Genomic DNA, 13106 nt, shown 5'->3' with positions numbered 1-13106 from the left:
TCAACCCCTGAATATCGACACCATCCAGCGACTGAGAACCCGCCGGCTCAACCGTCTCCGCCATCATGATCCTTTCCGCCCGGGCACGATGCCCCAGCCTGTCGGATCACCGCCCCGCCCACAAGATCACTGACAGTCCCCCGAGACCAGCCAGGCGATGACGGCTGAGACGTCTTCCATCGCCATCGCGTCCACCGGCATCATGTTGCCGCGCATCGCATCGCCGAGTTCCTGGTGTTGTTCGAGCCAGGTGCCGAAGAAGTCGTTGTTGGACATCGGGCTGTCCACACCGGTCGGGTGGATGGTGTTGACCCGGATGCTGCGCGGCGCCAGCTCACGGGCCAGGGTGCGCATCAGCCCGACGATGCCGTGCTTGGCCGCCGTGTAGTGCGTACACCCCGCCACACCCTTGAGCCCGGCGATGGAGGACGTGATGACGATGGACCCACCGTTGTCGGCGGCGAGCATGTGCGGAACCACCGCGCGACAGGCCTGCGGAGCGGAGATTGCGGGCCTCCAGGAGTGGCTGGCCGACGCGCGCCACGTGCCGTTTCTGCCAGGTCAGCGACCCCCATCGATTCGAGCTGCTTGCCGACGATCGCGTCGATGATCTCGGCCCGGGTCAGCTCGGCCATGCTCGCGGTGAGCACGCAGAGATCCTGAAGAACGATCACAGCGGGGTCCGATGCCAAGATCCGCGTGAACGCCCTGGTCCTGGTGGTCACGGCCCCTTACGTTCCCGACGAGGAACCGCGGAACTCACGGGATGTCGCACAAACCTGTTCGATGCTTGCGAGCGACCGGCTACCCCCTCGGAAGTGGTCCATGCGGGCGTCGCCCCGATACCAGGGTCCCTCACGGCTGACGCCGGTGTCGCTATTCGCAGGCGACACCATCGCCGTCACGGTCCAACTTTGACGAGTAGTCAGCATCCCGGGTCGGCGCCGGCGGCGCGCGCGGCGCTGCAGTTCTCGTAGTAGGCGACACTGCCGGAGTCCCCATCGTAGGCGGCGCCGGGCGCGGGTGCTGAGTCCGGCGCGGGTGCTGGGTCCGGCTCGGCAACCAGATCGTCGATCTTGCCGTAGCAAGTCGCGCCCCACAGCCCGGCGGCGGCGACCTCGGCGCGCTGCTCCGCCGCCACGATCTCGGGGTGCAGCAGCACTGGCGTGTCATACACGTACGACCGGGCCGTACCGGCCTCCACGGCGAGAACCGAGTATGTGCGGGCGTCGAGGAGCACTACGTAGCGCAACGCTCGATCGTAAGCGTCCCGGTCGTTTTGCGTCGGGTCCGAGTCAAGCCGGATTCGCTTCCCCGCGAGGGTTCGCTCACGAATCCTGAGGCTTCGCGGCCCCAGCACTGCTCCCCGCCGAACAGCTCCCGTGAGTCGATGCCCAACACACGAACCCAGGTCGTGCCGCCAGCGTCGAAAGCGACGTCGACGGTGTCACCGTCGAGCACGTTGATGACCGTCCCATTTGGCGTGACCAGGAGTTGCGGGCTTGTGCGGCTTCGGTGGCTGCGTGGCCGTGGTTGCCGACTGTGTCGTCCACGTCGTGGGAGCCGCGGGCTCTTCGTCGGCTTCGCAGCCACCGTGTCCGTCGGCGCCTCCGGTGGCGGACCGACCGCCAGCCCGAACACGACCCACGTAGCGAGCGTCGCAGCAGCACACGTCGCGACGATCCGCACGGTGCGCCACGCGCTCACCCTCGCCGTCTGGTCCTGGCCCTGTCGCGCGGGCAGCCATTGGGTTTCCGAGCGCCAGTACGCGGCAGAGGTGTGCATGCCCTCCCGCTCGGCCTGCTCCGCGAAGCTGCGGGCCTGCTTCAGCCGCCGGTTGTACACGAACACGAGCAGCGCCGCGGTGACGGCGAGCCAATACAGCCAGTCCATGGTAGTCCTCAAGGTAAAAAGAGGGCGAACTAGCGACTGAGCCGAGGTCTATCCGCGTACCGCTGACCGGAATGTCGCCGCAACAACCGCACGTGTTACCGCGCGTGACCTACGTCGCGTACCGCGTCGGCAGGCAACCGATCCGGAACCGTGCACCGGCTCGAGAGTGACGGGCGTCCCCAGCAGGGCTCGAACCTGTGCTCCCACCTCCGGAGGCCGGGACCAGGCGTGCGCTCCCGGGCTCCGAGGTCCTACAAGGGGAGTGTCCCTAGCTCCTCTGTCAAGCAGCGAGCGTGCTGACCGTGTTATGGATGTCGGCGTGTAACGCTCGGTAGACGACATCGGAGGCAGTCGTATCCTCAGGCTGGACACCGTCAGAGCGTGGGCTTGATGGGGAGCAGTCCTTCGAGCTCGGCTTTGATCTGCAGGGCCAGGAACCGGGAGTAGAGGCGGCTTTCGTTTAGGGCGCCGCCCATGAGCCAGAAGCCATCTTGGCGGGTCCGCGTCCACATATTGCGCATGAACCCGTTTTCGTCGAAACCCCAGACGGGGCCGACCTTCTCGGCGACATCCGCGCCGAGCATCCGACGTATTGTTTCCTGCTGGTTCTCGTAGCCGGTGGCGAGGACGACCAGGTCGGCTTCGACCGTTGTGCCGTCGGCCAGGAGGAGGCCGTTGCCGGTGAACGTGTTCATGTCTCGGGCATGGACGAGGCCGATCTTGCGGTCGGCGATCAGCTCGGAGCAGCCAACGTTGATGTAGTAGCCGCCGCCCCGGCGCAGGTATCTCATGTGAAAGCCCGTGTCGTCGGGTTCGAAGTCGCTCTCGAAGCCGACAGCGTGCAGCCGATCCAGCAGGTCTTGGTCGTAGTCGCGCGTGCGCTTGGTGAGGTGTTGGTAGGTGTCGCGGAGGACGGGGTAAGGGATGGCCGCGGTGATCAAGTCGATGTCGTCGACCGGTGGGCCTTCGGAGTAGAGCGCGTAGACGAGCGTGCCGCTGGGGACGAGGCTGACCACGCAGGTCGGGTGGCGCTGGATCATGGTGACCTGGGCGGCGCCGTTGCTGTAGAGCTCTTGTGCCACGTCGTGGCCGCTGTTGCCCGTACCGACGACGATGGCGCGCTGCCCCTGGTATTTGGTCGCACTGGTGAACTGACTTGAGTGCAGGACCTCTCCGTCGAACTTGTCGAGGCCGGGCAGTGCCGGCAGGTTCGGGACGCCACTGACGCTGCCGGTGGCCAGCACGAGGTGGGGGATGCGGAGCACGCGCTCGGTCCCGTCGGCCCTGGTGAGGCGTGCCGTCCACCGGCGCGCATCTGCGTCGTAGTCAGCGCTGATGAATTCGGTGCCGGTCCACACGTTGAGTTCCATGAACTCGGCGTAGGCCTCCAGCCAGCCGGCAAGCTTGTCCTTCGGCAGGAAGGTCGGCCAGGTGGGCGGGAAGGGGAGGTAGGGCAGGTGGTTGGCCCATACCTCGTTGTGCAGCGTCAGTGAGTGGTAGCGGTTGCGCCAGTTGTCGCCGATCCTCGGGTTCTTCTCCACCACCAGCGCATCTACGCCGAACTGGCGCAGTCGCGCCGCGAGGGTCAGACCTGCTTGAGCGCCCCCGACGACGAGCACCTCGGGCTCCCGGTCAGCGAACTCCTGTTCGTTGGCGCGCGCGTCGAGCCAGTTGTCCCCGGCGAAGTTCTCCGAGTGCTCGACCCCTGTCGGGCGCCGGTCGCCGACGTGTTCCTCGAACCCGTGCAACTCCTGCAGCGTCGTCAGCAGCAGCCGGGCCCGCGGCCGGAGAGGATTCGCCTCGTCGAGGAGCAGCCGCACGAACCCGGTGCCGCGGCCGACTGTGGTGTCGAAATCGAAGAACGCCTCGACTACCCGCTCGCCCGATCGCTTGACAAGTCGTGGTTCGATGCGACCCGCCGCCGAGCGAAACCCTCGCGGCGCCACCTCGGGCAGCGTCGCCTTCAGCGCCGACTCGATCTCTGCGCGCCCACTGAATGTCCGGTATGCCCACGTGAACGACAGGATGTCGCGCCAGTAGCCGTCATCGACGACGCAATCTGCGATGCGCGCCGGGTCGGCGTCCTCCATGGCGGACCCGAACTCGCGCAGCCACGCGGAGAACACCTCGTCGATCGCGTGAGCGGGCATGCGCACCGCGGTCATCGCCGAACTCCTTCTTTTGTGGCCAGCGACGCCGTCGGCGCAGCCCCACCTGTTCCAGTGCCGATGACCATTGAAGCCGTCGTGGCGACGGCTGTCAACAGATGTGTTGACAGGTCACTCGTCGTCAGTCGGCTCGTCGCCGAGGACGAGGCGTTGCACCGGTGAGTCGGCGGCGAGCGCGAGGCAGGCGTTCATCAGCCCGGGCTCGACCTGCAGGCCCGCGCGCGCCCAGGTGCCGTTTGCCCGGTTCTCCGGGGTGTTCGGGACTTGCGCCCGCATCCGCAGGTAGATCGAGAGGACGTTGGCGGCGGAGAGCTCGAGGGCCAGTGTCAGGAAATGGCTGCAGCCCCGGGGCCCGCCGAGCCGTTCCATCACCTGACGTCGGTACCCGCGCTTGAGGCTGAGCCCGCGCAGGCCCGCCAGCGGGGGCGATGGTCAGGGCGCACTGGTCGTAGGGCTGGTGTTCGGCATGTCCTGAGACCTCTCGGATCACCAGGTCGGGCACGGTGATCGTCGCCTCGAGCCGGAGGTCGTGGATGAGCTCGACGTCTGTGGGGTCGTCGACGGCGACACTGGTGTCGCGCAGCGTGGCGACGACCCGCATCTCGGTGTCGGAGAGCGGGATGACGTCGAGTGCCTTCTCTCGGCGGGGCTGCGGTCGATCACCTACACCACCGCCACGGGCGTGACCGGGCTGCCGACCGCCTGATGGATCGGCAAAGGGGCGACGACGAGCAGGAACTCTCGCCTGCCGGCGGCGGCCAGCGCGGTGGCTAGCGCCTCGAGCTCGAGCAGTTCGAGGAAGTAGACGCCGTTGTCGCGGATCAGGGCGATGTGCAGCGGGGATGCACACTCCGGATCCGTTGACGGGGACACCTCGACACCGATTGTGTCCGCGCCGACGAGCGCGAACCCGGACTCGAGGATCCACTCCACGCAGTCGCCATCGAGGCCGGGCCAGGATTCAGTGCCGATCGATGGGTCGGCGCGCCATAGCTGGGGCCATCCGGTCCGGACGAGAAGGGCGTCGCCGGGGCGGGGGTCGTGACCGGCGAGAGCGGTCCGCAGCGTGGCGACGCCGATCGAGGTGCCGGGCTGCAGACCGGGGGCGCCCTCGGGCACTGCGTCGACGAGCAAACCACGGCAGACGAACGGCGCAGCTTTGTCGATGCCGCACCGCTTCGCGCCGCGGCTGGTGACCTCGTTGGCGCTGAAACCCCCGTACATCAGGCCGTCCTGCCATACGTGTGCCAGGGCGTCGAGGTGGGTTGCGCCGTGGCAGGCGAGCATGATGCCGTCGTCGGCGAATCCGAAGCCGGGGCGTTCGGGCAGGCCGGCTGCGTAGTCCCCGCCGTCACGTGTCATGTAGTGCACTGGCTGGGTGCGCATGCCGGCGATCGGGACCGCGCCCGCGCGGATCGGCTGGGCCAGCGAGATGACGCCGGCCTGAGTCACACTCGCCAGACCCCGCCGTACCGCGTCGGCATCGACGAGGTTGAGGGCGCCGCGCTCGTCGCCGGGTTCGAACTGGTAACTCACGGCCCCTCCACGACGACGCAGGCTGGACTGTCAGGATCCTTTGACGCGGCGTTCCTCACCGGCCCAGTAGGGCTTGCGTAGCACCTTGCGCTGGATCTTCCCGACGGGGCTGCGGGGTAGTGGCTGGTCACGTAGCTCGACCGATGTCGGTTTCTTGTACGAGCCGAGCAGGCGCGAGCAGGTGGCGACGATGGTGTCTTCGTCGAGGTCGGCGCCGGGTTCGGTGACGACGACCGCGAGGGGGGTTTCCCCCCATTTGTCGTTGGGCACTCCGAACGCGACGACCTCGCGCACGCCGGGCAGCGTCTGGATCGCCTGCTCGAGTTCGGCCGGCCAGATGTTGAATCCGCCGGAGACAATCATGTCATCCACACGGTCTACGACGTAGAGGTAGCCGCGTGCGTCGAGCCGCCCGATGTCACCGGTCAGTACCCAGCCGTCGCGCAGTCGCCGCTCGCTGAGTTCGGGGTCGCCCCAGATCCCGGTCATCTGACCGTCGCAGCGGATCGCGATCTCGCCCTCCTCGCCGGTCGGCAGCGGTTTATTGTCCGGGTCGCGGATGTCGAGCTCGGCAAAGGGCATCACGCGGCCGGCCGCGCGGATGGTGGGGGAGTCCGGACCGCCGGAGAACCATTCCTTGGGCCCCATGAACGACACTGGCACGGCCTCGGTCTGCCCGTACATTTGAAACAGCGTGTCGCCGAAGACGGCGTGGGCGGCCAGCGCGGTCTTGGCCGCGATCGGTGCCGCGGAGATCATCACGGCCTTGAGCGAGGGCAGGGTCTGCGGCTTGCCGCCGACCGACTCGACGATGTCGGCGATCATCGTGGGGACCGCGAAGAACCAGCTGATCTCGTCGCGCTGGATGCGCGCGATGAAATCACCGGCGTCGAACTTGCGGTCGAGGATGTTGCAGCCGCCGGCGAGCCAGACGGGCAAGAACAGGTACCCGGAACCATGGCTGATCGGCCCGACGTGCAGGCACTTGTCGCCCAGCTCGACTGGCGGGAGCATGTAGAACCAGTCGCGGGTGGTGTTCATCCAGGCCCGGTGGGTGTAGGCGATGCCCTTGGCCTTGCCCACGGTCCCGGCGGAGTGGCGGACGATGAACACGTCGTCGAGGTCGATCGCCGGATCGGGGTCGGTGTCCGGGAACGAGGCCAGCCAGTCCTCGTAGCCGACGTCGCGGACGATGACCTGCAGCCCGTCGAGCTGGTCGGCCACCGGCTCGAGCTCGGACGCGTACTCCTCGGAGACGACCACGGCCTTGCACTGGGTGCCCTGGAGCATGTGCAGGTGCGCCTCGGCGGCGTTGCGCCGGTACAGCGGCACTCGGGTGAGGTTGGCCGCCACCGACCCGAGGTAGAAATCCGCGGCCTCGATGCTGTTGTCCTCCAGCACGGCGACCCGGTCACCGGGTTGCAGACCGGCGGCGGTCAGCGCGTTGGCCAGCCGCAGCCCGCGCCGCCACGCCTCGCCGAATGTCAGCTGCCGGTCACCGCTCACGACCGCAGGCAAGTCTTCGTGGAACTGCGCCGAGCGACGCAGGGCGCTCCGGACGTCGAGCACGACGCCACCTCCTCGTGTTGTCGTCACGCGCGGCACGGGCCGAGCGCGCACCTGTGAGCTGAGCTACATCAAACTGCACGGTAGCCCGAGTGTCAACACCCTCGTTGACACTCGGCGGAGGCGGATCTAGGCTCGAACGTGCCCGCCCCGGACAGCCGCGCCTCGGTTCGTCTGCAGCGGCTCTCGGGCGAGAACGACTCACGGAGGCGGCAGATGAGTGAGACGGTCCTGCCCAGCGGCACGGATCTGGACGACCTGTTGTCGCGGGAGGCGATCGACAACCCGTTCGCGTTCTACGCGCGGTTGCGGGATGCCGGACCGGTACGTTGGAACCGGCGCTGGAACGGCTGGGTGATCAGTGGCTACCAGGAGGTGGTCGCGGGCTTCCGCAACCATGCGCAGCTGTCGTCTGACCGCTTCGCGGGACCGTTCGGCGAGGAACTCAGTGCCGCGACGTCGCAATACCAGCAGCTGTTCGCGTTCCTGTCGAAGTTCTTCGTGTGGAAGGACCAGCCATACCACACACGGATGCGTTCGCTGGTCAACAAGGCCTTCACCCCGCGCAGCGTGGAGACGCTGCGCCCGCGGGTCCGCGAGCTGGTCGATGGCCTCGTCGAGTCGGTACGCGGGGAGCGCGAGGTGGACTTCCTCACGCGATTTGCCTTCACGCTGCCGGTCGTCGTCATCGCCGAGTACCTGGGCGTGCCACCCGAGGGCCGGGAGTCGGTGCGCGCGTGGTCGGAGGACCTCGGCGCGGTGATCTTCGTTCGAGGTAACGACACCGACCGGATGCGCAAGGGCGACGAGGCCATGGACAACCTCGTCGAGTTCCTCCGCCCGGTCGTCGCGCAGCGCCGACACCACCCGCAGGACGACCTGCTGACCGGCCTGGTGCAGGTCGTCGACAGCGGTGACGTCCTGTCCGACGACGAGGTCATCGCCAACGCGATCCTGATGGTGTTCGCCGGCCACGAGACGACGATGAACCTGCTCGCCAACGGCATGGTGGCCTTCGACCGGTTCCCCGACCAGTGGATTCGGTTGCGCGACGATCCCTCGCTGGCGCGCAGCGCGGCCGATGAGGTGCTGCGCTACGACGGGCCCATCCGTGCGATGGCGCGCTGGGCGACCGAGCCGCTGGAGCTCGGCGGGCAGCGAATCGAGCGAGGGGACCGGGTCCTGCTGGTGCAGCATGCCGCGAACCACGATCCCGCGGCCTTCACCGATCCGGGTCGGCTGGACATCGGCCGGTGGCCGAACAAGCACACGACCTTCGGGCAGGGGATCCACACCTGCCTCGGTGCGCCGCTGGCGCAGCTCGAGGCCGAAGAAGCGTTTCGCGGCCTCTCCCAGGCCTTTCCGCGCTACACCATCCACGACGAGGAGCTGCACTACGTGCCGACCGTGGTTTCGCGCAGCCTGACCCAGCTCCACATCACGTTCCACGAGTCATGAGCGAGGACGGGCCCGTGACGAGGGCCTACGTGGACCACGACCTCTGTACCGGGGTCACCATGTGCCTGCAGATGGCGCGCGAGGGGTTCGAGCTCGACGAGACAGGTCAGTCGGTCTTCCGGCCCAGCGGGCGATGGACCCCCTCAGATCTCGAGGCGGCCGCCGATGCCTGCCCGATGGCGGCGATCTCACTGCTAAAGGAGTCGAGCGCGTCCGAATGAGGTCGGTTCAGGAGGAGGCGCAGGCGGCCGCTCCATTGAGGATGATATCGCTGAATGCCCTGCCGATCTCGGCGCCGCTGAGCCGACCGCCCGGCGTGTACCACCGGTGAGTCCAGTTGAGCGCACCGAGCACGGCGAAACGCAGCATGTGCGCATCGACCTCGGGCCGGAACTCACCAGACTCGACGCCGTCGCGGGCGATCGTCATGATGGCTTCGTCGTAGCGGTCGCCGAGCTCGCGCAGGTGCGTCTCGTCCGGAGACTCCGACAGCTGGCGCATGTCCTCCTGAACGTAGAGGTGCAGGTAGGGATAGTGGCGCTCGTAGGACTCGGCGAGGGCCTCGATGGCCCGGCGCAGACGGGCCGTCGCAGGCTCGTCGGTGGCGGCCACCGCCTCGATCAACTCGACATTGGCGCGGACGGCCTGCTCGACGAGCGCGAGGAAGATCTCCTGCTTGCTTGCAAAGTAGTAATAGACGCTGGCGCGGTCGCTGCCGAGGCGGGCAGCGATGTCGCTCATGCTCACCGCCTGGAAGCCCTTGGCCTGGAATGCCTCCGCCGCCGCGGCTAGGAGCTGGTCGCGCCGCTCCAGCCAGGTGGCATTGCGCTCCCGCCGGGCAATGGCACGGCGCCGTCCGATCGAGCTGGACTGGTCGTCCACCGGCTGCGACAACGTGCGGCACCTCCTAGCAACACCCTCGTCCGGCTGGGCCGGGTGACCGGAGTCTAGTGCGCAGCCGGATACCATGATATCAACGCACCTGTTGACATCTCCTCGGGTAGGGAGGTCGGAGTGGGCCCCGTGTACGTGCACGGCGTGTCGGTGAGTTTGTCCTGGGCGGATCCCACGCGCAGCCTCCAGGATCTGATCTTCGTGGGCGTGCGCGACGCCCTTCGCTCCGCTGGAATGTCAGCGACCGAGCTCGAGGCGGTCGTGCTCGCGGCGCATGACCTCGTCGACGGCCGGTCGCTGACCAGCATGGTCACCGCGCCGGCGGCCGCCGCTTATCTGAAGGATGAGACGCGGGTCGGCGACGACGGTGCGACGGCTTTTGCGCTCGCCGATGCCCGCGTGCGCTCGGGGTCGGTGCAGACCTGCCTGGTGGCGGCGTGGGGCCGACTGAGTGAAGGACCGGTCGACGCGATCTCGCACGCGCTGTTCGACCCGTTCACGACCCGGCCGCTGGCGATGACCGAGATCGGCGTCAGCGGCCTGCGCGCGACGCGGGCGCTCGCGAAGCACCCAGGTTATGCCGCGCACCGGCAGGAGGCCGCCGCCCGGCGCGGTGAGCGTGCTGGCGACCCAGGGCGGATTCCGGCGCCGGCCTGGCCGCTACGCCCGGCTGAGCTGCCGATGTGGAGCGATGTCGTCGCAGCCGTCGTCATCGGCAATACGCCCGCGGCCGTTGAGGTGCTCGGAGTGGGGATGAGCACAGAACCGTTCGAGCTCGGGGACCGTGACCTGCTTGGCCTGCCCGCGTTGAGGGCGGCCAGCGGGCAGGCGTTGTGCGGCGCGCAGCGCGGTATTGCCGATGTCGATGTGCTGGAACTCGACGGGATGACGCTGTTCGACGAGGCCCTGGCCCTCGAGGCGGTCGGTGCGTCGGCACCCGGCACCGGCATGGCGGCGCTCGCCACCGACCGGCGCCTCGACCCAGCCGGTGCGGCGGCGATGGGCTACGGCGCGCCTGCCATGGGACTTGCCCGCATCGCCCGCGCCAGTGAGCGCCTGACCGGAGGCGGTGGGCGTACGGGGCTAGCCACCGGCTCGTCCGTAGTCGCCGCGCAGAGCCAGACCGCCGTGGTCCTCGGCAAGGCTTGAACAAAGCAGCTGACCGGAAGGAGAGCAAGAGCCATGACGACGCCGCCGGCCGCCGGGATCGAAGAACCCGTCACCATCGAGGGGCACTGGAACTTCGGCTACACCTACTACGCAGGCGCCGCGGCGAGCCGATTCTTCAACGAATTGCGGCTCAACCGCCGGATCATGGGCACGCACTGCCCGCAGTGCGACCGGGTCCTGGTCCCGGCCCGCGGGTTCTGCGACGCCTGCTTCGTGGAGATCGACGAGTGGCGCGAGGTGGGCACCGAGGGAACACTGGAAACGTTCACCATCCTCACCTCCTCGTTCCCCGGGCTGCCCGAGCCACCGCTGGTGGTCGGTTATGTGACCCTCGACGGTGCGTCGAGCGCCGTGCTCAACACCGTGTGCGGCGTGGACCTCTCTGACATTGATGCGGCCGGGGCCTCGCTGCTGTCCCAGCCGCGGGTCCGGGTCAAATTTCGCGACGTGCGTGAGGGCCGGATCAGCGACTTCGCGTTCGAACTGGTGCAGGAATGAGCCGGCCGGACGGCACCGTCGCGGTAGTGACCGGCGCAGCGGGTGGTCTCGGTATGGCGATCACGCACAGGTTGCTCGCCACCGGTCTGCCCGCCGTCGCGGTCGCCGTCGACACCGACGCCCTGCAGCGGCTCTGCGAGTCGGCACCCGCCGGCCAGGTGCACCCTCTCGTCGCCGACGTCGGCGCCCCCGGCGCGGTGCACGCCGGCGTGCGGGAGCTCAGCGACTTCGGCGTCCCGCTCGTGCTCGTGAACAACGCCGGCATCACGGACAAGTCCGCGTTCCTGACCGACCTCCCCGACGAGCTGTGGGACGAGGAGCTCCGGGTCGGCGCCAGCGCGCCGTTCTACTGGACTCGGGCCTGCCTGCCCGCGATGCGCGCGTACAGCTGGGGCCGTGTCGTCAACATCTCCTCAATCGCGGGTCGGATGGGCGACCTCGGGCACGGCGGCTACGCCGCGGCCAAGGCCGCCGTCCTCGGGCTGACCCGGGCGACGGCACTGGAAGGGGCCAGGTCGGGGATCACGGCCAACGCCGTTCTGCCGGGCATCATCCGGACCCCGGCCTACGACCGGATCCGCCCGGACGTCCGGGATCGAGTCGAGCAGGCCACGGCGATGAAGCGTGCGGGGCGACCGGAGGAGATCGCCGCGCTTGTGGCCCATCTGACATACGACGAGGCGTCCTACACCACCGGACAGGACTTCGCCGTCGACGGCGGACTGGGCTTATTCGTCTTCTGACCCTTCTCGGTGAGGTGTGCTTTCGATGTCCCACGCGCATGAACTGGCCGTCGTCGGCGTTGGTCAGACCGCCTACCGACGTCGCCACTACGGATCGACTCCGGAGCTGGTCGGCCACACCGTCCGGGAGGCGTTGGCGGACGCGCAGCTGAGCGCGCGCGACGTCGATATTGTGGTCGGCGGATTCGCTCCGGACGGGCTGGCCGGGGAGAACTGCCCGGACAAGCGTTTCCTGCCCGCTGCCGGTGCCATCGGCCGCGCGAGCATGCGCGTCAACACGGGCGGGACCACCGGCATCGCCGCGGCCTACGCGGCGATGGACCTGCTCGAGGCCGGCCGCGGCGATGTGGCGGTCGTCGTCGCGGTGGAACGAATGGCCCAGGCGCACGACGTGCCGGCAGTCTTCAACTCGATCTTCGACCCGATCTACGAGAAGGACACCGGCCTGTCGACGATCTCCATGGGTGCGTTGCGCGCGACGCGGATGATGATGCGTTGGGGTTATCGGCGCGAGGTGTGGGCGCAGGTGGCCGAGCGCAACTTCGCGCATGCGGCGCGCAACCCGCTTGCCCAGATCCGGAAGCCCTACACCGCCGACGAGGTGCTCGGGTCACGGATGATCGCCTGGCCGGTGTCGCAGCTCGACGCCTGCCCGATCTCGGAGGGCGTGTGCGCGATCGTGGTCGCTCGGTCGGCTCGCGTCGAGGGCAGGGAACGGCCGATGGCGCGGGTGCTGGGGCGGGCGTCGACCAGTGACACCTACAACATGGGTGATCGGGTTCGCCGCCCGGTCGGCGACCTTGTCGACATGGTCACGTTGCGCCGCTCCGCCGAGCGCGCCTACGCGCAGGCCGACGTCTCCTCCGCTCGTGACGCGCAGGTTGTCGAGATCCACGCACCGTTCACCCACGCGGAGACGATGGCCTATGCCCCGCTGGGGCTGTGTGAGGCGCCCGACGGGCCCGATCTCGTGCGCGCCGGATATGGGGCCTGGGGCGGCAACACCGTGATCAACCCGTCCGGCGGACCGCAGGCAGCTAACCCGGTCGGCGCCACGGCGCTGGTGCGGCTCGCGGAGTGCGCCCGCCAGGTCATGGGAACCGCCGCCGACCACCAGGTGCCTGGCGCACGCCTCGGCGTCGCGACGGGGCAGGGCGGGGCGATTCAGTTCTCCACCTGC

At 68.5% G+C, this 13106-nt stretch carries 12 protein-coding genes and 1 pseudogene; 6 read left to right on the top strand and 7 right to left on the bottom strand.

Going from position 1 to position 13106, the window contains the following annotated elements; genetic code table 11:
* Window positions 1-126: 126 nt before the first annotated feature.
* From GEV10_29450 to GEV10_29425, 6 genes and pseudogenes are all read right to left on the bottom strand, one after another.
* Window positions 127-468: an SDR family oxidoreductase gene (locus GEV10_29450; GenBank protein MQA82539.1), complete on the bottom strand. Its 342-nt coding sequence runs from the start codon at window positions 466-468 to the stop codon at window positions 127-129.
* Window positions 469-876: 408 nt separating this feature from the next.
* Window positions 877-1411, bottom strand: a pseudogene (locus GEV10_29445) (hypothetical protein).
* Window positions 1412-2267: 856 nt separating this feature from the next.
* A complete protein-coding gene (locus tag GEV10_29440; GenBank protein ID MQA82538.1) occupies window positions 2268-4058 on the bottom strand; it encodes a SidA/IucD/PvdA family monooxygenase in 1791 nt (596 codons plus the stop codon).
* A gap of 124 nt (window positions 4059-4182) precedes the next feature.
* Entirely contained in the window at window positions 4183-4662 is a 480-nt protein-coding gene (locus tag GEV10_29435) for a DUF2889 domain-containing protein (protein ID MQA82537.1), read from the bottom strand.
* A gap of 62 nt (window positions 4663-4724) precedes the next feature.
* Window positions 4725-5597: a cyclase family protein gene (locus GEV10_29430; protein MQA82536.1), complete on the bottom strand. Its 873-nt coding sequence runs from the start codon at window positions 5595-5597 to the stop codon at window positions 4725-4727.
* Window positions 5598-5627: 30 nt separating this feature from the next.
* Entirely contained in the window at window positions 5628-7166 is a 1539-nt protein-coding gene (locus GEV10_29425) for an AMP-binding protein (GenBank protein MQA82535.1), read from the bottom strand.
* Between the two features lie 213 nt (window positions 7167-7379).
* Here GEV10_29425 and GEV10_29420 point away from each other — a divergent pair, with 213 nt between their 5' ends.
* Window positions 7380-8621, top strand: coding sequence for a cytochrome P450 (locus GEV10_29420; GenBank protein MQA82534.1), 1242 nt, complete (start codon window positions 7380-7382; stop codon window positions 8619-8621).
* A complete protein-coding gene (locus GEV10_29415) occupies window positions 8618-8842 on the top strand; it encodes a ferredoxin (protein MQA82533.1) in 225 nt (74 codons plus the stop codon). Before GEV10_29420 ends, GEV10_29415 begins: the two co-directional genes overlap by 4 nt.
* A 7-nt stretch (window positions 8843-8849) precedes the next feature.
* Here GEV10_29415 and GEV10_29410 read toward each other — a convergent pair whose 3' ends face one another.
* Complete coding sequence (locus tag GEV10_29410) at window positions 8850-9590, bottom strand: TetR family transcriptional regulator (protein MQA82532.1); 741 nt, start codon at window positions 9588-9590, stop codon at window positions 8850-8852.
* Between the two features lie 45 nt (window positions 9591-9635).
* Between GEV10_29410 and GEV10_29405 the strand changes: the two genes are divergently transcribed.
* The 4 genes from GEV10_29405 to GEV10_29390 all read left to right on the top strand — a co-directional run.
* Window positions 9636-10664: a hypothetical protein gene (locus GEV10_29405; GenBank protein ID MQA82531.1), complete on the top strand. Its 1029-nt coding sequence runs from the start codon at window positions 9636-9638 to the stop codon at window positions 10662-10664.
* A gap of 33 nt (window positions 10665-10697) precedes the next feature.
* Complete coding sequence (locus tag GEV10_29400) at window positions 10698-11183, top strand: DNA-binding protein (protein ID MQA82530.1); 486 nt, start codon at window positions 10698-10700, stop codon at window positions 11181-11183.
* Complete coding sequence (locus GEV10_29395; GenBank protein MQA82529.1) at window positions 11180-11926, top strand: SDR family oxidoreductase; 747 nt, start codon at window positions 11180-11182, stop codon at window positions 11924-11926. The genes GEV10_29400 and GEV10_29395 overlap by 4 nt, the downstream gene beginning before the upstream one ends.
* Before the next feature lie 25 nt (window positions 11927-11951).
* A partial coding sequence (locus GEV10_29390; protein MQA82528.1) for a hypothetical protein occupies window positions 11952-13106 on the top strand: 1155 nt, incomplete at its 3' end.

The sequence above is a fragment of the Streptosporangiales bacterium genome (genome assembly GCA_009379955.1).
In the GTDB taxonomy this organism is placed as follows: domain Bacteria; phylum Actinomycetota; class Actinomycetes; order Streptosporangiales; family WHST01; genus WHST01.
The sequence above is the reverse complement of the archived record's forward strand: the minus strand, read 5'-3'. Positions and strand labels throughout refer to the sequence as shown.